18 protein-coding genes are annotated in these 23,327 nt (G+C 60.0%); 4 read left to right on the top strand and 14 right to left on the bottom strand.

Translation table 11 applies throughout. The features are described 5' to 3' along the window. Positions 1-4: 4 nt before the first annotated feature. The 8 genes from iolC to IM295_RS04460 form a co-directional block, all read right to left on the bottom strand. Positions 5-1,909 (bottom strand): 5-dehydro-2-deoxygluconokinase, encoded by a 1,905-nt coding sequence (gene iolC, locus IM295_RS04495; RefSeq protein ID WP_193066289.1) that lies wholly within the window; start codon positions 1,907-1,909, stop codon positions 5-7. A gap of 12 nt (positions 1,910-1,921) precedes the next feature. Then, the gene (locus tag IM295_RS04490; RefSeq protein WP_126327191.1) at positions 1,922-3,055 is read right to left on the bottom strand and encodes a Gfo/Idh/MocA family protein; all 1,134 of its coding nucleotides are present in this window, start codon (positions 3,053-3,055) and stop codon (positions 1,922-1,924) included. 8 nt (positions 3,056-3,063) lie between these two features. Next, positions 3,064-4,092 carry an ABC transporter permease gene (locus IM295_RS04485; RefSeq protein ID WP_028014045.1) on the bottom strand — a complete coding sequence of 343 codons (1,029 nt, stop codon included), beginning with the start codon at positions 4,090-4,092 and terminating at the stop codon, positions 3,064-3,066. A gap of 11 nt (positions 4,093-4,103) precedes the next feature. Further along, entirely contained in the window at positions 4,104-5,651 is a 1,548-nt protein-coding gene (locus tag IM295_RS04480) for a sugar ABC transporter ATP-binding protein (RefSeq protein WP_028014046.1), read from the bottom strand. A gap of 48 nt (positions 5,652-5,699) precedes the next feature. Next, positions 5,700-6,629, bottom strand: coding sequence for a sugar ABC transporter substrate-binding protein (locus tag IM295_RS04475; protein WP_041908742.1), 930 nt, complete (start codon positions 6,627-6,629; stop codon positions 5,700-5,702). A 31-nt stretch (positions 6,630-6,660) separates the two neighbouring features. Continuing rightward, complete coding sequence (gene iolG / locus IM295_RS04470) at positions 6,661-7,647, bottom strand: inositol 2-dehydrogenase (RefSeq protein ID WP_047368086.1); 987 nt, start codon at positions 7,645-7,647, stop codon at positions 6,661-6,663. 300 nt (positions 7,648-7,947) lie between these two features. Next, positions 7,948-9,873, bottom strand: a complete 1,926-nt coding sequence (gene iolD, locus IM295_RS04465) for a 3D-(3,5/4)-trihydroxycyclohexane-1,2-dione acylhydrolase (decyclizing) (protein WP_193066288.1) — start codon at positions 9,871-9,873, stop codon at positions 7,948-7,950. 11 nt (positions 9,874-9,884) lie between these two features. Then, on the bottom strand, positions 9,885-11,390 hold the full coding sequence (locus tag IM295_RS04460) for a CoA-acylating methylmalonate-semialdehyde dehydrogenase (protein WP_045630997.1): 1,506 nt from the start codon (positions 11,388-11,390) through the stop codon (positions 9,885-9,887). 292 nt (positions 11,391-11,682) lie between these two features. Here IM295_RS04460 and IM295_RS04455 point away from each other — a divergent pair, with 292 nt between their 5' ends. Continuing rightward, entirely contained in the window at positions 11,683-12,513 is an 831-nt protein-coding gene (locus IM295_RS04455; protein ID WP_193066287.1) for a MurR/RpiR family transcriptional regulator, read from the top strand. 57 nt (positions 12,514-12,570) lie between these two features. On the opposite strand, the gene guaA is transcribed toward IM295_RS04455, so the two are convergent. Both guaA and guaB read right to left on the bottom strand, forming a co-directional pair. Then, entirely contained in the window at positions 12,571-14,148 is a 1,578-nt protein-coding gene (gene guaA, locus IM295_RS04450) for a glutamine-hydrolyzing GMP synthase (RefSeq protein WP_003860599.1), read from the bottom strand. A 66-nt stretch (positions 14,149-14,214) separates the two neighbouring features. Next, positions 14,215-15,681 carry an IMP dehydrogenase gene (gene guaB, locus IM295_RS04445; protein ID WP_014884799.1) on the bottom strand — a complete coding sequence of 489 codons (1,467 nt, stop codon included), beginning with the start codon at positions 15,679-15,681 and terminating at the stop codon, positions 14,215-14,217. 158 nt (positions 15,682-15,839) lie between these two features. Between guaB and xseA the strand changes: the two genes are divergently transcribed. The 3 genes from xseA to IM295_RS04430 are packed head-to-tail and all read left to right on the top strand — an operon-like array spanning position 15,840 to position 18,642. After that, positions 15,840-17,213: an exodeoxyribonuclease VII large subunit gene (xseA, locus tag IM295_RS04440; protein WP_047368089.1), complete on the top strand. Its 1,374-nt coding sequence runs from the start codon at positions 15,840-15,842 to the stop codon at positions 17,211-17,213. Positions 17,214-17,271: 58 nt separating this feature from the next. Further along, a complete protein-coding gene (locus tag IM295_RS04435; RefSeq protein WP_028014052.1) occupies positions 17,272-18,291 on the top strand; it encodes a M4 family metallopeptidase in 1,020 nt (339 codons plus the stop codon). Beyond that, positions 18,292-18,642 carry a protealysin inhibitor emfourin gene (locus IM295_RS04430; RefSeq protein WP_028014053.1) on the top strand — a complete coding sequence of 117 codons (351 nt, stop codon included), beginning with the start codon at positions 18,292-18,294 and terminating at the stop codon, positions 18,640-18,642. It abuts the gene before it with no gap. On the opposite strand, the gene IM295_RS04425 is transcribed toward IM295_RS04430, so the two are convergent. The 4 genes from IM295_RS04425 to der all read right to left on the bottom strand — a co-directional run bounded on the left by IM295_RS04425 (position 18,639) and on the right by der (position 23,320). Then, a complete protein-coding gene (locus tag IM295_RS04425) occupies positions 18,639-18,860 on the bottom strand; it encodes a zinc ribbon domain-containing protein (protein ID WP_028014054.1) in 222 nt (73 codons plus the stop codon). The two genes, IM295_RS04430 and IM295_RS04425, sit on opposite strands and share 4 nt — an antisense overlap. Before the next feature lie 47 nt (positions 18,861-18,907). After that, positions 18,908-19,942 carry an oxidoreductase gene (locus tag IM295_RS04420; protein ID WP_028014055.1) on the bottom strand — a complete coding sequence of 345 codons (1,035 nt, stop codon included), beginning with the start codon at positions 19,940-19,942 and terminating at the stop codon, positions 18,908-18,910. Positions 19,943-20,000: 58 nt separating this feature from the next. Then, on the bottom strand, positions 20,001-21,545 hold the full coding sequence (locus IM295_RS04415; protein WP_193066286.1) for a peptide MFS transporter: 1,545 nt from the start codon (positions 21,543-21,545) through the stop codon (positions 20,001-20,003). A gap of 299 nt (positions 21,546-21,844) precedes the next feature. Further along, positions 21,845-23,320 (bottom strand): ribosome biogenesis GTPase Der, encoded by a 1,476-nt coding sequence (der, locus tag IM295_RS04410; RefSeq protein WP_028014057.1) that lies wholly within the window; start codon positions 23,318-23,320, stop codon positions 21,845-21,847. Positions 23,321-23,327 lie beyond the last annotated feature (7 nt).

Raw genomic sequence — 23,327 nt, 5'->3', positions numbered from 1 at the left:
TCCATTATGCGTGTCCGCGCTCGCGCCACCAGGCGATAAGCTGCAGGTAGTTGTCCCGGATGCGCGCTACCAGCTGCGCATCGTCAATATCGTGCTTCAGCCACGCGCGGGAGGCGTCGCCAAACAGCGTGCGCCCCACGGCGAAGCCTTTAACCAGCGGCTGCCCCGCTGCGGCCTTGAAGCCCGCGCGCAGCTGTTCCGCCGGAGCGTCCAGACCGAGGATCACCACCCCGCGGCAGTGCGGGTCCCGGCGTTCGATAATCTCGCCGAGCGCCGTCCAGCCGTCGGCGGAAAGCGGCGGCAGCTTCCACCAGTCCGGGTAAATGCCCAGGTTGTAGAAGCGGGAAATGGCGCGCAGGTAGAGCTCGTCGCTGCGCGGCATGCTGGCGGGCAGGATCACCTCCAGCAGCAGCTCGTGCCCGGACCGGCAGCAGGCGTGGTACACCTCAGCGATTTTCTGCTCCTGCTCCAGGCGCAGGCCGTGGGCGTCTTCCGGGTGGAAGAAGACCAGGCACTTCACCACGTGCTCCTGCGGCCAGCTGATAAGCTGGGTGCCGATATTGCCGTGCTCCATCTCCAGCGGGCGGGAGCCCGGCAGCTCAATGGGGCGACCAATCCACCACCCTTCCCCGGTGATCGCGTTCAGCGCGTCCTGACCAAAGGTGCCGTCGCACAGCAGGCCGGCTTTGCCCTCAAGCCCGGCGCGGCTCGCCGCCTCGCGGCTGGCCTGCAGGATCAGCTGCTTCAGCGCCGGAATGCGCTTAAGCGACGCACCGCACTGCATCGCCATATCCTCAAGCTGGCTGCGGTGATCGAAGGCCATCACGCACAGCTCCGGCCACTCGCGGCGGCGGGTGGTCACCCGGTGGAGATGGTTAAGACGCGGGTCAAGATCCGGGCGCGGCACAACCGCAGCGCGGGAGAGATAGTCATCCAGCTCGATTTTGCTCGGCATCGCCGGGGCGCAGCCGTGGCGCGAGACCACCAGCGCGCCGCAGGCGTTGGCGTAGCGGCACGCCTGCTCCCAGCCCTCGTCGTTCAGGTAGCCGCGCAGCAGGCCGGACATAAACGCGTCCCCCGCCCCGAGAACGTTCAGCACCTCCACGCGCACGCCGGTCACCGTCAGGCCGTCGTCCAGCCGGGACGGAATGGCGTCGGTATAGACCGAGCAGCCGAGCGCGCCGCGCTTGCAGACCAGCGCTGCTTCACTGACGGTGCGCACTCGCCCCAGCGCCTGCAGGGTATCCGTGCTGCCGCCCGCAATGTGGAACTCCTCTTCGGTGCCGACAATGACGTCGAAGAGGTGCAGTACCTCCTGCAGCTCGCGGGTGACCTGGTCGGCGGCGATAAAGCGCGTTTCGCCGTCGCCTAAGGAGGTGAGCCCCCACAGCACCGGGCGGTAGTCGATGTCCAGCACCGTACGCACGCCGTGACGGCGGGCATAGCCCAGCGCCGTCAGCACCGCCTCGCGGGTCTGCGGATGAGAAAGGTGGGTCCCGGTGATGGCAAGACAACGTGCGGAGGCAATGTAGCTTTCATCCACATCGCTGGCGGTAATCGCCATATCCGCGCAGTTATCGCGATAAAAAATCAGAGGAAAGGTGTCCCGGTCTTTAATGCCGAGTAGCACCAGCGCCGTGAGGCGCTTTTTATCGGTAATCAGATGGCTGGTATCGCAGCCTACCTGGTTGAGCTCTTCGCGCAGGAAGCGGCCCATATGTTCATCGCCGACGCGCGCCAGCATCGACGAGCGCAAGCCCTGGCGCGCGGTGCCGTACGCCACGTTGCCGGAGGATCCGCCAAGGTATTTGGCGAAGCTCGACACGTCCTCCAGGCGGGCACCAATCTGCTGGCTATAGAGGTCTACCGCCACGCGGCCCATGCATATCACATCAAACTGCTTTTCCACGTTGATACCTCATCAGACAATGTCGTTCACGTTCAGCCAGCGGCCTTCCCGGTGCGAGAGCGCAATCGCGTCCAGCACGCGCGACACCTTCCAGCCCTCTTCGAAGTCCGGCCACATCGGCGCGTCGGCGGCAATCCCGTCCACCAGATCGCGCACCTCCACCGTTTTTTGATCGTTAAAGCCAATTCCGTGGCCTGCGCCCATGCAGAACGCGGCGTAGTCCGGGTGCGCCGGGCCGACGAGCAGCGTGCGGAACCCCTGACGGTTCACCGGATCGTCGTGCAGATAGAGCTTTAGCTCCGCCATGCGCTCCTGGGTGAAGCTGATGGTGCCCTTCGTCCCGGTGATCACGTACGAGAGTCCCATCTTGCGGCCGCAGGCGACGCGGGAGGTTTCAATGACACCCTGCGCCCCGCCCGCGAAGCGCACCATCGCGTGGGCCTGATCCTCGTTTTCCACCGCAATCATCTCTGACGATCCGGCCTTCGCCGGGCGCGCCGGGACCACGATCTTCAGATCGCCGCAGACCTGCTCAATATCGCCCACCAGGTACTGAGCCATATTGACGATATGCGCCGCGAGGTCGCCCAGCGCGCCCAGCCCGGCGGTCTCTTTAAAGCAGTGCCAGTGGATGGGCGACAGCGGGTCGGCCATATAGTCTTCGTTGTGGGTGCCGTAGAAGTGGATCACATCGCCAATCTCGCCGCGGCCGATAATCTCCTTCGCCAGCTGCGCCGTCGGGTTCTTCATGTAGTTGAACCCCACCAGCGTTTTCACCCCGGCCCGCTTCGCGGCGTCGACCATCTCGCGCGCATCGTGGGCGTTGAGCGCCAGAGGCTTCTCCGAGTAGACGTGCTTGCCGTGGCGGATCGCCTCCAGCGCCATCTCTTTATGCAGGTGGTTAGGTGAGCAAATATCCACCACGTCAATGGCCGGGTCGGCCACCAGCGCCCGCCAGTCTCCCGTTGAACGGTTAAAGCCAAACGCCCGGGCGCGCTCTGCCGCCAGCTCCGGCGTGACTTCCGCCACCATCTCGCGCACCAGCCTGCCGCGCAGGTTGAACACCGTCGGGGCCTGGGCATAGGCGATAGCGTGCGCCTTGCCGATATACCCGGTGCCAATCAATCCAATACGAACCTCTTTCATCGTGATCCTCACAGTGCGCCGCGACGGCTCTTGGCGTAGGTATCAAACGCCACCGCCAGAACGATAATTAACCCGGTGATAATTTGCTGGTAGTAAGCCGAGACGTTCATCAGCACCAGGCCGTTAATCAGAATGCCCATAATGATGGAGCCGATAATGGTGCCGCCGATGCGCCCGTAGCCGCCCATCAGCGAGGTACCGCCGATCACCACCGAGGCGATGACGCGAAGCTCAAAGGAGATCCCGGCCACCGCCTCGGCGCTCCCCAGACGCGCGCTCAGGATGAAGCCCGCCAGCCCGGCCAGACAGCCGATCAGTACGTAGACGCTGACGAGCACGCGCTTGACGTTAACCCCCGCCAGGCGCGCCGCCTCCGGGTTGCCGCCGATGGCGTAGACGAAGCGGCCCCAGCGGGTTTTATGCAGCGCCAGATAGCCGCCGACGGCGACGATGGCGAAGATCCAGATCGGAATGGAGATGCCGAGCAACTCCCCGCGTCCCCACCAGCGGTAGCCGGGGTCGAAACCGGCAATCGGCGCGCCGTCGTTGATCACCAGCGTCAGGCCGCGCCAGATGGTCATCCCGCCGAGGGTGACGATAAACGGCGGCAGACGCAGGCGGGTGACGCCCAGACCGTGCAGGAAGCCAATCGCCGTGCCCATCGCCAGACAAATCCCCAGCCCGATCAGCCAGCTCATGCCGCCCCAGGCGTTCGGGTCGACGGTGGTGAAGTTATCGCCCTTAATGACGTACGCCGCGGTCATGGCGCACACCGCCAGAATGGAGCCCACGGAGAGGTCGATCCCGGCGGTCAGAATGACGAAGGTCATCCCCACGGCCATGATCCCGTAGATGGAGACTTCGGTCAGGATGTTGAAAATGTTGCGTTCAGAGAAAAAGTTACTGTTCTGCGACTGAAAGAAGATCAGCAGCAGGATCATGAAAATCAACACCCCGAAGCGCTCGAAGAAGGCGATGGGATCGATGCGTCCGGCGCGTTTGACCGGGGCCTGCGTTTTAGAAATCATCTGCGTCATGAGAAACTCCGTTATGCCGCGTTCAGGGCGTTGTGGTTGATGGCCATCATCGTCATCAGCCGTTCTTCGTTAGCGTCGTCACCGTGGATCTCGCCGGTCACCCGGCCTTCACTGAGGGTGATGATCCGGTCAGACACCGCCATCACTTCAGGCAGATCGGAGGAGATCACGATCACCGCCACGCCCTTTTTCGCCATGTCAAACAGCACCTGGTGCACTTCCGATTTGGTCCCCACGTCAATGCCGCGCGTCGGCTCATCGACGATCAGCACCCGCGGGTTGAGCGCCATGCAGCGCGCGAGGATCACCTTCTGCTGGTTACCGCCGGAGAGCTTGCGCACCTCCTGCGCGCTGTTGACCATTTTGATCTGCAGGGCCTGGCGATAGGATTCAATCAGATCGTCCTCTTTGCGGGTGTTCACAAACCAGCGCCACTGCAGTAGCGAGGAGAGGCACGAGAGCGACAGGTTGTCGCGAATCGACAGCCCGAGCACCGCCCCCTCTTTTTTACGGTCTTCGGGCACCAGCGCCACGCCCTGGTCGAGGGCATACAGCGGGTCGCGCGGCTGGTACGGCACACCATCCAGCTCAAAGCTCCCGGAGGTAAAGGCGTCTGCGCCAAACAGGCAGCGGGCCACCTCGGTGCGTCCCGCGCCCACCAGCCCGGCAATCCCTAAGACCTCCCCGGCATGGACGTGGAAGCTGATGTCGTGCAGGGCGATGCCGTGCGGATCCAGCGGCGGTTTTTCGCGGCTCAGCCCCTTCACCGCCAGGCGGACGGGTTTGTCTTGATGATGGGTTTCGCTGGCGGGGCGACGGTTAAAGGCCACGTCGCGCCCGACCATCAGGCGGATCAGCTGTTCGACGTTGGTCTCCGCCACCGCGCCGGTGCCGGTGAAGCGGCCGTCCTGAAATACGGTGAAGCGATCGCAGAGCTGAAAAACTTCGTGCAGGCGGTGGGTAACGTAAATAATGCTCACGCCGCGGTTTTTAAGCTCCCGCACCACGCGGTGCAGGCTTTCCACCTCGCTGTCGCTCAGCGCGGCGGAAGGTTCGTCCATGATGATCAGGCGAGCGTTGAGGGTCAGCGCCCGGGCGATCTCCACCATCTGCTGCTGGGCGACGCTCAGACGGGCGACCGGCGTGGTCGGCGCAACGTTTAGCTGCAGGTAATCGAGAATGACCTGCGCCTCCTGATTTACCGCCCTTTCGTCGACGATCAGATTACGTTTACGCGGCTCGCGCCCGAGAAACATGTTTTCCGCGACGGTCATGTTGGGCAGCAGGTTGAATTCCTGATAGATGGTGATAATGCCCTTGTTCTGCCGTTCCACCGGAGAGTCGTCCACCGGCAGCATTTCGCCGTTGAACCAGATATCCCCGCGGGTTTGCGGCTGCGCGCCCGCAAGCGCCTTCAGCAGCGTGGATTTTCCCGCTCCGTTTTCCCCCAGCAGGGCGTGGATCTCCCCCGCGCCGACGGTCAGCTGGGCGCTGCTTAGCGCCCAGACGCCAGAAAAGCTTTTTGCCAGGTCGGTCACTTTCAGTAAGGGTTGCGACATCGGTCTGCTCCTCCTCATGTTGAGCCGCCAGAGGCGGCTCGGGACATATCAGTTACCGGCCTCACCGATACGCTCAGCCTGCTGCAGGTTCTCTTTGGTGATAAGCGTTGGCGGGTAGTCGGCCCCGGTGATGGCTTTCTTCTCGCGCACGTTGGCCACCAGCTGGCTCATCGCCGTCTGCACCGCAAAGCCCGGACGCTGATCCGCCGTTACCGCCAGCCAGCCGTCGCGCACGCGGGCCAGCGCTTCCGGCACCGCATCAAAGCCGGTCACGAGGATTTCACCCGGCTTCACGCCCTGGCTCTGCAGGGCTTCAATCGCGCCCAGCGCCATATCGTCGTTGGCGGAGAGGATCACCTGCGGGCGTTTCGGTAGCGAAGGCAGAACGCTTTCGACGATGCGCATCCCTTCAGAACGCATCCAGTTGCCGGTCTGATCGGCGACGATCTTGTACTTATCCCCGCCCGCCTTCAGGCTGTCGCGGATCCCTTTGGTGCGTTCAATATTGGAAGAGGAACCCGGCTGGCCGGTGAGCAGGATGATCTCTGCCCCGTCGGGGAATTTGGTTTTGACGAAGTCGCCAATCGCCTGGCCGCCTTTGTAGTTGTTGGCGCCAAAGTGGGGCACTTTTTTCTGGCTGTCGACGGAGCGGTCAAGGGTGACCACCGGCAGCTTCGCATCCTGAATTTCATCCACCGCGCTGGAGACCGCGTTCACGTCGTTCGGGGAGACGATAAAGCCCTGCGCCCCGCGGGTGATGGCGTTTTCCAGGTCAGCCACCTGCTTCGGTGAACTGCCCTGCCCGTCCAGTACCTGAAGCTTCACGCCCATCTCTTTCGCGGCTTTCACCGCCGTACGCTGCATGTGAACCTCAAACGGCATGGCCAGGTTTGGCGTACTGAAAACAATCTGCTCGTTTTCGGCGAGGGCGGCCCCGGACGTCATTGCGATGAGGGCGGCTAAGATCAGTTTTTTCATTATTATGTCTCTCTGTGTAGGGTTGTTGTGTTTAGAGGACGATCTCGCGCTGGCTACGCAGCGACTCCAGCGCTTTATCCGCGAGGTACAGCGCACGTTCACCATCATCGCCGCTGCAGTCAGGCACCGCTTCGCCGCGCAGGACCGCAACAAAGTGTTCCCATTCCGCGGCGTAAGCGGATTTGTAGCGCTGCAGGAAGAAGTGTTCCGGCAGCGCGCTGGTGCAGCCCTGTTTGCCGTAGTGCTGCACCTGGTTTTCCAGAATATTGCCGGCGCACAGCAGCCCTTCGGAGCCGTGCAGCTCCAGGCGCTGGTCGTAGCCGTAAGAGGAGCGGCGGCTGTTGACGATGGTCGCCATCGCGCCGGAGGCATATTTCAGAACGATAAACGCGGTATCGATATCCCCCGCCTCGCCAATCGCCGGATCCACCAGGTTACTGCCCTGGGCATACACCGACACCGGCTCTTCGCCCATGATGAAACGGGCCATGTCGAAGTCGTGAATGGTCATATCGCGGAACATGCCGCCGGAGACGCGCACGTACTCGGCGGGCGGCGGAGACGGGTCGCGGGAGATGATCAGCAACGATTCCGGCTTGCCGATGCGCCCGGCCTGGGCATCGGTTTTCACGCGGCGGAACTGTGGGTCAAAGCGGCGGTTAAAGCCGATGAACAGCGGCACGTCGTACTCTTTAACCACTTTCAGGCAGTCGCGCACGCGGGCGAGGTCGAGGTGTACCGGCTTTTCGCAGAAGATAGCCTTGCCGTGGCGGGCGGCCATTTCAATCAGATCCGCGTGGGTGTCGGTGGCGGAGGCGATCAGCACGGCGTGAACGTTAGGGTCGGTCATCGCCTCATCCACGCTCTGCTGGCGGGCCTGATACTGTGCGGCGAGACGGGTGGCAAATTCCTGATTCGGGTCAACCACGGACCAGAGCGTGGTCGCGCCGTGGCTGGCGATGTTAGCTGCATGTACCTGGCCAATTCGGCCAGCGCCCAGTAAAGCAATGTTAAACATAACGGCTCCCGGTGTTTGTGAATGCTGTGAACTAACGACCCTATAAATAAAACATTTATTTCATTTTTATAAATAGTGAAAATTATGTTTTTGAGTGCGGGTTAACACTTTTGAGATGTATGAGATAATTTTTGTTATCAATCTCACAACATGAAAGAAGGTACTGCTCACCCCTCACCCCGGCCCTCTCCCCAAAGGAGCGAGGGAGAAAAGAGTGCACCACCCCTAACCCTCTCCACTTTTGGGAGAGGGTTAGGGTGAGGGGGAAATGAAATGAAAATTTCGTTAAGACAGGAAAACTCAATACTGACGGGCTTTTTTCACCTGCGCCTGCGTTTGCTCCGCGGCCTCACGCACGGCAGACGACTCTGCCACCTGCGCGTCACCGGTTCGCCACCACGAAGCGTAGTCATGGGTCATGGTCTTCGGCAATACCTTGATGTCCAGCAGCGTCGGGCCCGGATGGGCGCGTGACGCCTCAAGTGCCGCCAGCAGGCTCTGCTCGTCGTTCACCCTCCACGCGCGACAGCCGTAGCTTTCCGCGTTTTGCGCAAAGTCGACCTTCACCAGCGGCCCGTCAAGCCGCCCGGTTTCCGGGCTGCGATGGCGGTTTTCTGTGCCGAAGCTGCCCATCCCGTGCCCCATCTGTAGGTTGTTGATGCAGCCGAAGCTGGCGTTGTCAAACAGCAGAACGGTGACCTTAATGCCTTCCTGCACCGCGGTTTGCAGCTCGGAGTGCAGCATCATGTAGGAGCCATCCCCCACCATGGCGTAAACCGGCTGCCCGGGTCGGGCGAGCTTCGCGCCGATGGCCGCCGCAATCTCGTAGCCCATGCAGGAGTAGCCGTACTCCAGGTGATAGCTGTCCGGCGTTTTGACCTGCCAGAGGCGCTGTAAATCTCCCGGCAGCGAACCGGCCGCGCCCACCACGATGGCGTTATCTTCCACATGCTGATTGATCAGCCCCAGCACCCGCGTCTGGGTCAGGCGGGTGTTGAGCGTCTCGCCGTATTCCGCCAGCTGCGCGTCCAGATGCCCCGCCACTTCGGGCGCGTCGTCCGGATGCCACTGGCGATCCCACAGGCGGCGGCACTCATCGCGCCACGCGGATTTCGCCTGGGCGATCGCCTCTCCCCAGCCGCTGCGATACTCGCCGAGCGCGTGGGTTAAGGCCTGGAGCCCGGTTTGGGCATCGGCAATCAGCGCGGTGGCGTCCAGCTTCAGGGCGTCAAACTCGGCCACGTTCAGCAGCAGGAATTCGACGTCCGGGTGGGAAAATAGCGCCTTGGAGCCGGTGGTAAAGTCAGTCAGGCGCGTGCCGACACCAATCACTAAGTCAGCCTGTGGCGCGAGCTGGTTGGCGGCCATTCCGCCCGTCACTCCTACGCCGCCGAGGTTAAGCGGGTGGTCACTTACCAGCGCCCCCTTCCCGGCCTGCGTTTCGGCAAACGGCAGCTGCAGCGTCTCGACAAATTCGCGAAACGCCTCATGCGCGCCGGAGTAACGCACGCCGCCGCCGCACACTACCAGCGGACGGCGCTTGCGGGCGATCAGCGCCCGCGCCTGCGCCAGTCGCTGCGGATCGGGCGGACGGCGTTCGATGTGGTGCACCCGACGCGCGAAGAAGCTTAGCGGGTAGTCCCACGCTTCCCCCTGCACGTCCTGCGGCAGACAGAGGGTCACCGCTCCGGTATCTGCGGGGTCAGTAAGCGTTCGCATCGCGCTTAGCATGGCGCTCATGAGCTGCTCGGGGCGGTTGATGCGGTCCCAGTAGCGGGAAACCGGACGGAAGCAGTCGTTGGTGCTGATACTGAGATCGTGATACTGCTCGATCTGCTGCAGCACGGGGTCCGGCTGGCGGCTGGCGTAGATATCGCCCGGCAGCAGTAAAAGCGGGATGCGGTTCGCCGTGGCGGTGGCCGCTGCCGTGACCATATTGGCGGCGCCCGGCCCGACTGAGGAGGTGACGGCAAAAATGCGCTGGCGGCGCTGCTGTTTGGCGAATCCCGTCGCCATGTGGGCGATGCCCTGCTCGTTGCACCCCTGCATGATTTTCAGATGACCGGGATCCTGCTCCAGCGCCTGGCCAATACCCAGCACGTTGCCGTGCCCAAAGATCGTCGCCACGCCCTCCACGAAGGGCGTTTCGTTGCCGTCAACGCTGACGTACTGTTGATTCAGGAACCGGACCAGCGCCTGGGCCATGGTCATACGTTCGGTTTGCATAATGCCTCCTGTCAGCCCAGCGTAGGCATGGAGAACGCAGCGCCTGTCTCCTGCTGCATTTCCGGCCAGCGCGCGGTGATGGTTTTCATTCGGGTGTAGAAACGCACGCCGTCGTTGCCGTGTACGTTGAGCGCGCCAAAGATGGAACGCTTCCAGCCACCGAAACTGTGGAATGCCATCGGCACCGGGATCGGCACGTTGACCCCCACCATGCCCGCCTGCACCTCTTCGCAGAAGCGGCGCGCGCAGCCGCCGTCACGGGTGAAGATCGCCGAGCCATTACCATATTCATGGCGGTTAATGAGGTCCACCGCGCTGGCGTAATCTGCTACCCGCACCACAGAAAGCACCGGGCCAAAAATCTCTTCTTTATAGATGGTCATCTCCGGTGTGACGTTATCAAACAGCGTCGGCCCGACGAAGTAGCCCTGCTCGTGGCCCTTCACGCTGAAGCCGCGCCCGTCCACGCGCAGTTTCGCCCCCTGCGCTTCCCCGCTGTCGATATAGCCCAGCACCTTGCTGCGGTGCGCGGAGGAGATAAGCGGCCCCATTTCGTTTTCCGGTGTCTGGTCCAGCCCCGGTCCGACGCGCAGCGCTTCAATCTGTTTTTCCAGCCGGGTGCAGAGGTCATCGGCGGTTTTATCCCCCACCGCCAGCACCACCGAGAGCGCCATGCAGCGTTCCCCCGCCGCGCCGTAGGCCGCGCCCATGATGGCGTTGGTCGCCATCTCCATGTCGGCATCCGGCATTAAAATGCAGTGGTTTTTCGCGCCGCCCAGCGCCTGACAGCGCTTACCGTGGGCGGAGGCGGTCTGGTAAATGTATTCGGCAATCGGCGTGGAGCCGACAAAGCTCACCGCCTGCACGCGCGGGTCGGTCAGGAGCACGTCAACGGACTCTTTATCCCCCTGCACCACGTTGAAGACGCCGTCCGGCAAGCCTGCCTCTTTTAGCAGCTGCGCCAGCGCGAGCGCGAGAGAAGGGTCTTTTTCCGACGGCTTCAGCACGAAGGTATTCCCGGTCGCCAGCGCAATGGGGAACATCCACATCGGCACCATCGCCGGGAAGTTAAACGGCGTGATCCCGGCGCAGACGCCGAGCGGCTGCATCAGCGAGTGGCTGTCGACGCCGGTACCGACGTTCGCAGAGTGTTCACCCTTTTGCAGATGCGGGATACCGCAGGCAAATTCCACCACTTCCAGGCCGCGGGTCAGTTCGCCCACCGCGTCGGAGAAAACCTTGCCGTGCTCTTCGCTGATGATGCGGGCCAGGCGCGTCATGTTCTCTTCCAGCAGCGCCTTGAAGCGGAACATCACGCGCGCGCGCTTAAGCGGAGCCTGGCGCGCCCACGCGGGAAACGCCTGCTGCGCGGCGGCAATCGCCTGCTCCGTTTCCTGCGCCGTACTCATCACCACCTGGCGGATCTGCTCGCCGGTGGCCGGGTTGAAGATCGCCTGAACGCGCTGGCCTGAACCGGTGACACATTCGCCGTGAATAAAATTCGCTACCGTCTCCATCCTTAACCTCTCGCTGTTGATACGTGACTGTTACCTGAACGCTGTGTACAGGACACTATATATGAAACAAATATTCCATTTTAAGTTGAAATAAAATAAATGATGATTATTGTGATCAAGGATGGATTTTTATGTTAACAGCCAGCAACACTGACGCTGCGTGCGCTATTAAGGGATTTCGGGCGAGGAAATGACTGAAGCTTCTGTTTCATTTTTGCTGCCAGATGGATGGCCGACATTTAAAAGACGCGGTTTTGCGTTTAGAATCATCAGACTGTATTTGGGGGATAACATGACGACAGCAACCAGCCTGAACGAACTGCAGCAGCAAATCCGCGATCGCTACGATAGCCTGAGCAAGAGGCTGCAGCAGGTCTCCCGCTACGTGCTGGATAACACCAACAGCGTGGCCTTTGATACGGTTGCCGTCATTGCCGAGCGCGCCGACGTGCCGCCTTCGACGCTGATCCGCTTTGCCAACGCCTTTGACTTCACCGGCTTCAACGAAATGAAACAGCTGTTTCGCATGAACCTGGTGGAGGAGACGGCCAGCTACAGCGACCGCGCGCGGCTGTTCCGCGAAATGGAGAACGAGGCCGTGCCGGAAACGCCGCTCGATATTCTGCAGGAGTTCGCCCGCTCGAACGCGCAGGCGCTGCAGCAGCTGGCCGCCCGCGCCGAGCCGGAAATGCTGGAGCGCGCGGTACAGCTGCTGGCCGACGCCGACACTATCTACATCGCCGGACTGCGCCGCTCGTTTAGCGTCGCTGCCTACCTCACCTACGCCCTGAGCCACCTGGAGTGCCGCCCTATCCTGCTCGACGGCATGGGCGGGATGCTGCGCGAGCAAATCAGCCGCATTAAGGCGCGCGACATCGTGGTGTCGATCAGCTTCTCGCCATACGCGGAAGAGACGGTGATGGTCAGCGAAACCGCCGCCAGCGTCGGCGCCCGGCAGATCGTGATTACGGACAGCCAGATAAGCCCCCTGGCAACGTTCAGCGATCTCTGCTTTGTGGTGAAAGAGGCGCAAGTGGATGCGTTCCGGTCTCAGTCGGCAACGCTGTGCCTGGTGCAGTCGCTGGTGGTGGCGCTGGCGTACAGGTTGGGTGAAGGGAAATAAGGCAATAAAAAAACCCCCTGCGCAGGCAGAGGGTTTGGGTGTTAATTCAGAGGGAAATCATTCCCACTCAATCGTAGCCGGTGGCTTACCGCTGATGTCATACACCACGCGGGAAATACCATTCACTTCGTTGATGATGCGGTTAGACACGCGGCCTAAGAAGTCATACGGCAGGTGCGCCCAGTGCGCGGTCATGAAGTCGATGGTTTCCACCGCACGCAGGGAAACAACCCAGTCGTACTTACGGCCATCGCCCATTACACCGACGGAGCGAACCGGAAGGAACACGGTGAACGCCTGGCTTACCTTGTTGTACAGGTCAGCTTTGTGCAGCTCTTCGATGAAGATCGCGTCCGCGCGACGCAGCAGGTCGCAGTACTCTTTCTTCACTTCGCCCAGCACGCGCACGCCCAGACCCGGACCCGGGAACGGGTGACGGTAGAGCATGTCGTACGGCAGACCCAGTTCCAGACCGATCTTACGCACTTCGTCTTTGAACAGCTCGCGCAGCGGTTCAACCAGGCCCATCTTCATCTCTTTCGGCAGGCCGCCCACGTTGTGGTGAGATTTGATGACGTGCGCTTTACCGGTTGCGGAGGCCGCAGACTCGATCACGTCAGGGTAGATAGTACCCTGCGCCAGCCACTTCACGTCTTCCAGCTTCAGCGCTTCTTCGTCGAACACTTCCACGAAGACGCGGCCGATGATCTTACGTTTTGCTTCCGGATCGTTCTCGCCTTTCAGCGCGTCCAGGAAGCGCTGCTCGCCTTCCACGTGAACGATGTTCAGACCGAAGTGGTCGCCGAACATGTCCATGACCTGCTTCGCTTCGTTCAGACGCAGCAGACCGTTGTCCACGAAGACGCAGGTCAGGTTTTTGCCGATGGCACGGTGCAGCAGCATCGCGGTGACGGAGGAGTCCACGCCGCCGGAGAGGCCGAGGATCACTTTGTCATCGCCAACCTGCTGGCGGATACGCTCAACGGCGTCGTCGATGATTTTTGCCGGGGTCCACAGGGCTTCACACTGGCAGATGTCACGCACGAAGCGCTCCAGCATGCGCATACCCTGACGGGTGTGGGTCACTTCCGGGTGGAACTGCACGCCGTAGAAGCGTTTTTCTTCGTTCGCCATGATGGCGAACGGGCAGCTTTCGGTGCTGGCTACGGTCACGAAGTCGGATGGGATGGCGGTAACCTTGTCGCCATGGCTCATCCACACGTCCAGCAGCGGCTTGCCGTCTGCGGTCAGGGAGTCTTCGATACCGCGCACCAGCGCGCTGTCGGTGACAACTTCAACCTGCGCGTAGCCAAACTCACGCTCGTTAGAGCCTTCTACGTGACCGCCCAGCTGCATCGCCATGGTCTGCATGCCGTAGCAGACGCCGAATACCGGCACGCCCGCTTCGAACACGTACTGCGGCGCGCGCGGGCTGTTCTCTTCGGTGGTGCTTTCCGGGCCGCCGGACAGGATGATGCCGCTTGGATTGAATTCGCGAATCTGTGCTTCCGTGACATCCCAGGCCCACAGTTCACAGTAAACGCCCAGTTCACGTACGCGACGCGCCACCAGCTGAGTGTACTGAGAACCGAAGTCCAGGATGAGAATGCGATGTTTATGAATGTTTTCCGTCATTGACGCTAATTCCGAGGCAAGTGAAACAAAACAAAGCGCCCGGCAGAAGCCGGGCGCGGAAACTTATCAGGAGCCCAGACGGTAGTTCGGGGACTCTTTGGTGATCGTCACGTCGTGAACGTGGCTCTCCTGGATACCCGCACCGCTGATGCGTACGAATTCCGCTTTGGTACGCAGCAAGTCAATGGTACCACAGCCGGTCAGACCCATACAGGAACGCAGGCCGCCCATCTGCTGGTGAATGATCTCTTTCAGACGGCCTTTATAGGCCACGCGGCCTTCGATACCTTCCGGTACCAGTTTGTCAGCAGCGTTATCGGTCTGGAAGTAACGGTCAGAGGAACCTTTGGACATCGCGCCCAGGGAGCCCATTCCACGGTAAGATTTGTAAGAACGGCCCTGGTAGAGTTCGATTTCGCCCGGGGATTCTTCGGTACCAGCGAGCATGGAGCCTACCATGACGGCAGCAGCGCCCGCGGCGATGGCTTTAGCTATGTCGCCAGAGAAGCGGATACCGCCGTCAGCGATAACTGGAATACCGGTGCCTTCCAGCGCTTCAACCGCGTCAGAAACCGCGGTAATCTGCGGAACGCCCACGCCGGTCACGATACGGGTGGTACAGATGGAGCCAGGGCCGATACCCACTTTCACCGCGCTGCAGCCGGCGTCAGCCAGCGCGCGAGCGCCTGCGCCCGTCGCCACGTTGCCGCCAATGATCTGCAGGTCAGGATATTTCGCACGGGTGTCGCGAATACGCTGCAGCACGCCTTCGGAGTGGCCGTGAGAGGAGTCAATCAGCAGGACGTCAACGCCCGCCGCCACCAGCGCGTCAACGCGCTCTTCGTTACCTGCACCCGCGCCTACGGCAGCGCCGACGCGCAGACGGCCATGCTCGTCTTTACAGGCGTTCGGTTTACGTTCTGCTTTCTGGAAATCTTTAACGGTGATCATGCCGCGCAGGTGGAAGTTCGCATCCACAACCAGCGCTTTCTCAACGCGTTTTTCGTGCATTTTCGCCAGTACCACGTCGCGAGTTTCGCCTTCGCGGACGGTCACCAGACGCTCTTTTGGCGTCATGTAGACGCTGACAGGCTGGTTCAGGTCAGTCACGAAGCGCACGTCACGACCGGTGATGATGCCCACCAGTTCATTGTCTTCGGTCACTACCGGGTAGCCGGCAAAGCCGTTACGTTCGGTCAGGGCTTTCACTTCGTGCAGGGTAGTGGTTGGCAGAACGGTCTGAGGGTCGGACACGATGCCGGACTCATGCTTCTTCACGCGGCGAACTTCTTCCGCCTGACGCTCGATAGACATGTTTTTGTGGATAAAGCCAATGCCGCCTTCCTGTGCCAGGGCGATAGCCAGGCGCGCTTCAGTCACGGTGTCCATTGCCGCGGAGAGCATAGGAATGTTCAGACGAATGGTTTTCGTCAACTGCGTGCTGAGGTCGGCAGTATTCGGCAGAACGGTGGAATGAGCGGGAACGAGGAGGACGTCGTCAAACGTCAGTGCTTCTTTAGCGATACGTAGCATGGGCAATATCTCTGACCTGGGTGGTTAAATATTGCCGTGGCATTATACAGAGCGTAACCGATTGCATCTACACTTTTTTGAAAAAATGCTTGCGAATGCCTCTCAGCAGGTTACTATCGACTGAATAACTTGCTGATTTAGAATTTGATCCCGCTCACATGTTATCCTCTCAATCCCCCTCAATTTATACTGTCAGCCGCCTTAATCAGACGGTACGTTTGCTGCTTGAGCAGGAAATGGGGCAGGTCTGGATCAGCGGTGAAATCTCAAACTTCACGCAACCGTCTTCCGGACACTGGTACTTTACCTTAAAAGACGATACCGCCCAGGTGCGCTGCGCGATGTTCCGTAACAGCAACCGCCGCGTGACGTTCCGTCCGCAGCACGGCCAGCAGGTTCTGGTTCGCGCCAATATTACCCTGTATGAGCCGCGCGGCGATTATCAAATTATCGTTGAGAGCATGCAGCCCGCGGGCGAAGGCCTGCTGCAGCAAAAGTATGAACAGTTAAAGGCGAAGCTCTCCGAAGAGGGACTTTTCGACCAACAGTTCAAAAAGCCGCTGCCCTCACCTGCCCACTGCGTGGGTGTCATCACCTCGAAAACCGGTGCCGCCCTGCACGACATTTTGCACGTACTGAAGCGTCGCGATCCTTCCCTGCCCGTCATTATCTACCCGACCGCCGTTCAGGGTGACGATGCGCCAGGCCAGATTGTACGCGCCATTGAGCTGGCAAATGCGCGTAAGGAGTGTGACGTGTTGATCGTCGGGCGCGGCGGCGGCTCGCTGGAAGACCTGTGGAGCTTTAACGACGAGCGCGTGGCGCGGGCAATCTTTGCAAGCGAGATCCCCGTGGTGAGCGCCGTCGGGCATGAAACGGACGTAACAATCGCGGATTTTGTTGCGGATCTGCGTGCGCCTACGCCGTCCGCGGCGGCGGAAGTGGTAAGCCGTAACCAGCTGGAGCTGCTGCGTCAGCTTCAGAACGGTCAGCAGCGTCTTGAGATGGCGATGGACTACTTCCTTGCCAACCGTACCCGCCGCTTTACCCAGCTTCATCACCGTCTTCAGCAGCAGCACCCACAGCTTCGTCTGGCGCGTCAGCAGACCGTGCTGGAACGCCTGCGTCAGCGCATGAACTTTGCGCTTGATAATCAGCTTAAGCGCGCGGTGACGCGCCAGCAGCGTGTGACCCAGCGCCTGAACCAGCAGAATCCGCAGCCGAAAATCTATCGTGCGCAAACGCGCATTCAGCAACTGGAATATCGTCTGGCGGAGACTCTCCGGGCGCGCCTGAGCACCACGCGTGAGCGTTTTGGCAACGCGGTGACCCATCTGGAAGCCGTCAGCCCCCTCTCCACGCTGGCGCGCGGCTATAGCGTAACGACAGCAGCGGACGGCAAAGTGCTGAAGCAAACCAAACAGGTGAACACCGGTGACGTTCTTACCACCCGCCTGTCTGACGGCTGGGTGGAAAGCGAAGTGAAATCAATTAAACCGGTGAAAAAGACGCGTCAGCGCAAAACCGGATAATTCTTCGTCGGTTACTTACTATACTGCTGCTATTCCCTTTTTTAATAAGGAGAGCAGCATGTCCCATCTTCGTAGCGTTATTCCCCCTTATATTCTTCGTCGTATTATCGAAAGCGGTTCCGAACCGCAGCAGCGCTATGCCCGTCAGACCTTAACCCACGTCCAGACGCTGATGGCGCATATGCCGGGCAAACCCGCCGCGCCGCACGTGAATAAAGCCGGTCAGCTTGAGCGCGATATCTACGATGCGAAACAGACCCAGGAGCTGCCGGGTACCCAGGTGCGTTACGAGGGTCAGCCGTCTAATGGCGATGTGGCCGTGGACGAGGCGTACGATTATTTGGGTATCACCCATGATTTCTTCTGGAAAGAATATCAGCGTGATTCGCTCGATAATAAGGGGCTTATTTTGACCGGCACCGTGCATTACGGTCGGGAATATCAGAACGCCTTCTGGAACGGTCAGCAGATGGTGTTTGGCGACGGTGACGGGGAGATCTTTAACCGCTTTACGATTGCCATCGACGTGGTGGCGCACGAGCTGAGCCACGGCGTCACCGAGACCGAAGCCGGGCTAATCTATTTTGAACAGTCGGGTGCGCTGAATGAGTCCCTGTCAGACGTGTTTGGTTCGCTGGTGAAACAGTACCATCTCAAGCAAACCGCCGATAAAGCAGACTGGTTGATTGGTGAAGGGCTGCTGGCTGCGGGCATTAACGGCAAAGGGCTGCGCTCCATGTCTGAACCCGGCACCGCCTACGACGATCCCCTGCTCGGCAAAGACCCGCAGCCCGCGCACATGAAAGATTTCATCAAAACGCGCGAGGATAACGGCGGCGTCCATCTTAACTCCGGCATCCCCAACCGGGCGTTTTACCTGGCCGCGACGGCGATCGGCGGTTACGCCTGGGAAAAAGCCGGTTATGCCTGGTACGACACGGTTTGCGATCGCAATCTGGCGCAGGATGCGGATTTTGATGCCTTCGCAAAACTGACGATAGCGCACGGAGAGAAACGCTCCGGTAGCGACGTTGGGGCGGCGATAAAACAGGCCTGGGAACAGGTGGGAGTGCTGTAAATGCAGGTTCCGGAACTGACGGATGACGCCGTGGTTGAGCTGGCCCGGGAAGGCGGCGTCGCTTTTATTCCTAAGCTGAGCGGCCAGCGTACCATCGCGCTCTCCTCGCTTAATGAGGCCCAGCGCCAGCGCCTGGTGAGCATCCTGGAGCAGGCCTTTCCACGCGGTCAGCCGCCGGGTCAGACGTCGTCACCCGGCAGCGGTGACCAGCGCTATTTCCGCATCCAGATTATCTGGACCGGCCAAAATCAGGCGCACTACGCCGATATCATCGTGCTGGTACCTGAGCAGGAAGCGCCAGAGTCGCTGGTCGAGCTGTGGAAAAAAGGCGAAGACTGCGTGTGCGATTAATCTTCGGCCGGAACAAACTCCACGCGCTTTTTAGAAATTAAGCCGTGGCCGTTCTGGCAGAAATAGTCCACCGCCCCGCAGGCCTTTAAGACCTGGAGTGGCTGATGGCACTCCGGGCAGCGGGCTTCGAGCGCAATATCTTTATTACAGCTGTCGCAGTGCGCCGCCCCGTTCAGGGGTTCAAGCTGTGCCTGGCAATCCGGGCAGGTAATGGTCATGGTGTCTCCTTCAGGGCGTTCAGGTCTGCGATAATTTTACCACGTCTTCAGTGCGGGCCACGCAACTGTTGCTGCAAGGTCAGCAGCAGCGCCACCTCATCTATCCTGCGGCGCGTTGTGCGGCTCACCTCCTGCGGATCGCGCTCAAACAGACTGTTTGCGCCAAGAATATGACCGGCAAGACAGCGTTCGTAGATCGTGCCGGGGATATACCAGCGCTGAATATTCTTACCTTTAACTAGCTCCAGCACATCTTCCGCGCCGCGTCGGTCGTAGTTGATAATGCGGCCGTCGCGTAAATAGAGACGCAGGCCCTTTTGCCCGCCCGCGGGTCCCGCGTATTTATTAAGCCAGATGCCCACCGGCACGCCGCTGATGGTTCCCTGCAAGTGCGCCTCGCCTTCCGCGGTGGTCTGGTCACCCTTTGCAATATCGTGGCCCAGGCGGTCTTTAGCCGTTACCACCTGCAGCGTCATATCGTCCTGACCGCCCAGATAACGCAGCGTTTCACGCAGCATCGCCAGCACGTGCGTTCCGATATCCAGAATCACGCCGTCCGGGTGGCGAAGCGTTCTGGTATCCGGTTCTCCGGTCGCGAAATTGAGCGCGATGGGTTCCCCTGCGGCGTTATATCCGCTCGGCTCCTGCAAAAAACCTTCGATTCTGGCAATGTCAGATACATGGCCGACCAGCGACCGCTTCACCGTTTCGATGCGCGCCATCCAGTGGTCGAGCGCCAGCACGCGGGACGCCACGCCGGGCGTTGCCAGCAGCGCGTTGAGTTTTTCGATTTGAGGAAGCGTGGCGACAATCGGTTTTTCAATCACAATCCGCGGAACCGGCGAGGCAATCGCCAGCTCAAGCACCTCAAGGTGGTGCAGCGATGCGGTGGTAATAAAAAGGGTATCCAGCGGGGTGGCTAAAAGCGCCGCAAGCGAGGCGCAGCGCGTAACGCCTTCAGGGTGCTTTGCGGGGAGAACATCAAAACCGAAACAACGAACAGCGCCATCGAACAGATTACGTAGTGCGGGCAGATACGCTGTTTCCACTACCGCACCAAGACCAACAAATCCTAACTGCATGGTTTCACCTCAGGAAGTACAGTGCCGGGGCATAACGCCTGCCCCGGCACACTGAGGTTTATGAGGCGCTAGCTGCCGGTTTAGTTTGCGCATTTTCCAGCATGCGGCGCACCGGAACAATGAGGACGATCAGCACTGCGGCACAAATCAGCAGCGCGATGGAGCAGCGCGCGAAGAGATCCGGCAGCATATCCAGCTGGTCGGCCTTCACGTGACCGCCAATCAGGCCCGCCGCCAGGTTACCCAGCGCGCTGGCGCAGAACCACAGCCCCATCATCTGGCCGCGCATTCTCTCCGGCGCCAGTAGGGTCATGGTCGCCAGACCGATCGGGCTCAGGCACAGCTCACCCAGCGTCAGCATTAAGATACTGCCCACCAGCCAGAACGGCGACACGCCCGCCCCGCCGTTGCTCAGCACGTTCTGTGCCGCCAGCATCATCAGGCCAAAGCCCGCTGCCGCACACAGAATACCGATAACAAACTTGGTGATGCTGCTCGGGCGAATGTTCATGCTCGCGAGCTTTGGCCATGCCCAGCTGAACACCGGGGCCAGCAGGATGATGAACAGGGCGTTGATCGACTGGAACCATACCGCCGGAATTTCAAAATCACCGATCATGCGGTTAGTGTAGTCGTTGGCAAACAGGTTGAACGAGGTTGGCTTCTGCTCAAACGCGGACCAGAAGAACGCGGCGGAGACCAGCAGAATAAAGCAGACCAGCAGCCTGGCGCGCTCTTTACGGTTCAGGCCCGCGAAGATGAACAGATAGATGAAGTAGAGGGCAACGGACGCCGCAATTACGTAGACCAGCACGCTGGCTACCGCGACCGGGTTAATGACAATCACGCCCTGCGCGATCAGCGTCACGAGCGTTGCCACGCCTGCCGCCAGCGCCAGCAGCCAGACGCTCACGCCGTTGCGCTTCACCACCGGGCTGTTCCATGTGGAGTCCAGACCCACTTCGCTGTCGTAGCGCTTCATCGCCGGAACCGCAAATACGCGGAAGATAATCAGCGCCACCAGCATCCCGATGCCGCCAATACCAAAGCCCCAGTGCCAGCCGTGGGTTTTTATCAGCCAGCCGGAAATCAGCGGGGCGATGAACGAGCCCATATTAATGCCCATGTAGAACAGCGAGAAACCGCCGTCACGACGCGCGTCGCCTTTTTTATACAGGGTGCCGACCATCACCGAGATACAGGTTTTGAACAGGCCAGAGCCGAGCACGATGAACATCAGGCCGATAAAGAACAGGTTGTTGCCCATGATAGCCGACAGCGCAATCGACAGGTGGCCGAGCGCAATCAGTATCGAACCGTACCAGACGGCTCTCTGCTGGCCGAGCCAGTTATCCGCCAGCCAGCCGCCCGGCAGCGCGGCCAGGTACATGGTGCCGGCAAAAATACCGACAATCGCCGAGGCGTTTTCACGCGCCAGCCCCATCCCGCCGTCATAGACGGTGGCGGCCATAAACAGGATCAGCAGCGGGCGAATGCCGTAGAACGAGAAACGCTCCCACATCTCGGTAAAGAACAGCGAACCGAGCGGATAAGGATGGCCGAAGAAGGTTCGGCTCTCTTTGTGATTAACAGAGGATTGCATAATTCTCCCGAAAGGTATGTGTCGTGCTTGTAAACACCAGCAGGTACGCCGGCCAGTTACGTATCTGACCGATTTTTTACATGCGGCGAAAAGTTAGTTAACCATTTGATAACCAGTCGCTAGTTTTGTCTAGTACCGGACCAGGGACTTTAAGATGAAAATTCGACGATTGTCTACTTTTCTGGATTTAAAGATGGTTGGGAGTGAATAGTGATTGACTTCACACAGAGAGAACCGACGGTATGATTGGGCCAAAAAAAGCCCGCGATAAACGCGGGCCTTTGTGAGATCGGCAATGATTATTTGCTTTTCTTAATGTGCTTAATCAAACGCTTACGCTTACGCATCTGGTTCGGCGTCAGGGTGTTGCGCTTGTTGGCGAACGGGTTTTCCCCTTCCTTAAACTGGATACGAATAGGCGTGCCCATCACGTCCAGCGATTTACGGAAGTAGTTCATCAGGTAGCGCTTGTAGGAATCCGGCAGGTCTTTCACCTGGTTGCCGTGAATCACCACGATTGGCGGGTTATAGCCACCGGCGTGGGCATATTTCAGCTTCACGCGACGACCGCGCACCAGCGGCGGCTGGTGGTCTTCCGCTGCCATATTCATGATACGGGTCAGCATGGCGGTGCTCTGACGACGGGTGGAGCTGTCGTAGGCTTCACGCACGGATTCGAACAGGTTACCGACGCCGCTGCCGTGCAGCGCAGAGATAAAGTGCACGCGGGCAAAGTCGATAAAGCCCAGACGGAAGTCCAGGGTCTCTTTCACCTGCTCGCGCACTTCATTGCTCAGGCCGTCCCACTTGTTGACGACGATGACCAGTGAGCGCCCACTATTGAGGATAAAGCCGAGCAGAGAGAGATCCTGATCGGAGATACCTTCGCGCGCGTCGATGACCAGCAGCACCACGTTGGCATCTTCAATCGCCTGCAGGGTTTTGATAACGGAGAATTTTTCCACCACGTCGGTGATTTTTCCGCGCTTACGTACACCGGCGGTGTCGATGAGGACATACTCACGTTCATCGCGCTGCATCGGGATGTAGATGCTGTCACGCGTAGTGCCCGGCATGTCGTAAACCACCACGCGCTCTTCACCCAGAATACGGTTAGTAAGCGTAGACTTACCTACGTTTGGACGACCGACGATAGCCAGCTTGATCGGCAGATCCTGCGGGTTGAAGTCATCCTCAGGCTCTTCTTCTTCGCCCTCTTCACCGTCTTCGAACTGCGCCCAGTATGCGGCGTCTTCGTCCACCTCTTCCGGCGGGTTCACTTCGTCCACCCACGGCAGCAGAACGGTTTCCAGCAGGCTGGTCACACCGCGGCCATGCGATGCCGCAATCGGGTGGATATCCCCCATGCCCAGAGACCAGAAGTCCGCGATAGCCTGATCGGCATCGATGCCGTCAGTTTTGTTCGCCACCAGAAAAGTTGGCTTTTCGCGAGAACGCAGGTGCTTAGCGATTGCGGAGTCCGCCGGCATCAGGCCAGCGCGCGCATCTACCATGAACAGCACGACATCCGCTTCTTCAATCGCCAGCAAGGACTGTTCCGCCATGCGGGTTTCAACGCCGTCTTCTGTGCCATCAATACCGCCGGTATCAATACAGATGAACTCGCGTCCTTCCACCTCTGCACGACCGTACTTACGGTCACGCGTCAGCCCCGGGAAATCCGCAACCAGCGCATCACGGGTGCGTGTTAAACGGTTAAAAAGAGTGGATTTTCCAACGTTAGGGCGCCCGACAAGCGCGACCACAGGTACCATGTTTGAA

Source organism: Enterobacter cloacae complex sp. P14RS (assembly GCF_014895895.1).
In the GTDB taxonomy this organism is placed as follows: domain Bacteria; phylum Pseudomonadota; class Gammaproteobacteria; order Enterobacterales; family Enterobacteriaceae; genus Enterobacter; species Enterobacter bugandensis.
The sequence above is the reverse complement of the archived record's forward strand: the minus strand, read 5'-3'. Positions and strand labels throughout refer to the sequence as shown.

Coding starts and splice junctions, on each gene's coding strand:
- der (WP_028014057.1), bottom strand. CDS start 23,320: ATGGTACCTGTGGTCGCGCTTGTCGGGCGCCCTAACGTTGGAAAATCC.
- IM295_RS04490 (WP_126327191.1), bottom strand. CDS start 3,055: ATGAAAGAGGTTCGTATTGGATTGATTGGCACCGGGTATATCGGCAAG.
- iolG (WP_047368086.1), bottom strand. CDS start 7,647: ATGTTTAACATTGCTTTACTGGGCGCTGGCCGAATTGGCCAGGTACAT.
- guaA (WP_003860599.1), bottom strand. CDS start 14,148: ATGACGGAAAACATTCATAAACATCGCATTCTCATCCTGGACTTCGGT.
- xseA (WP_047368089.1), top strand. CDS start 15,840: ATGTTATCCTCTCAATCCCCCTCAATTTATACTGTCAGCCGCCTTAAT.
- IM295_RS04435 (WP_028014052.1), top strand. CDS start 17,272: ATGTCCCATCTTCGTAGCGTTATTCCCCCTTATATTCTTCGTCGTATT.
- IM295_RS04485 (WP_028014045.1), bottom strand. CDS start 4,092: ATGACGCAGATGATTTCTAAAACGCAGGCCCCGGTCAAACGCGCCGGA.
- IM295_RS04475 (WP_041908742.1), bottom strand. CDS start 6,629: ATGAAAAAACTGATCTTAGCCGCCCTCATCGCAATGACGTCCGGGGCC.
- IM295_RS04425 (WP_028014054.1), bottom strand. CDS start 18,860: ATGACCATTACCTGCCCGGATTGCCAGGCACAGCTTGAACCCCTGAAC.
- IM295_RS04430 (WP_028014053.1), top strand. CDS start 18,292: ATGCAGGTTCCGGAACTGACGGATGACGCCGTGGTTGAGCTGGCCCGG.
- IM295_RS04455 (WP_193066287.1), top strand. CDS start 11,683: ATGACGACAGCAACCAGCCTGAACGAACTGCAGCAGCAAATCCGCGAT.
- iolD (WP_193066288.1), bottom strand. CDS start 9,873: ATGCAAACCGAACGTATGACCATGGCCCAGGCGCTGGTCCGGTTCCTG.
- guaB (WP_014884799.1), bottom strand. CDS start 15,681: ATGCTACGTATCGCTAAAGAAGCACTGACGTTTGACGACGTCCTCCTC.
- IM295_RS04460 (WP_045630997.1), bottom strand. CDS start 11,390: ATGGAGACGGTAGCGAATTTTATTCACGGCGAATGTGTCACCGGTTCA.
- IM295_RS04480 (WP_028014046.1), bottom strand. CDS start 5,651: ATGTCGCAACCCTTACTGAAAGTGACCGACCTGGCAAAAAGCTTTTCT.
- IM295_RS04420 (WP_028014055.1), bottom strand. CDS start 19,942: ATGCAGTTAGGATTTGTTGGTCTTGGTGCGGTAGTGGAAACAGCGTAT.
- IM295_RS04415 (WP_193066286.1), bottom strand. CDS start 21,545: ATGCAATCCTCTGTTAATCACAAAGAGAGCCGAACCTTCTTCGGCCAT.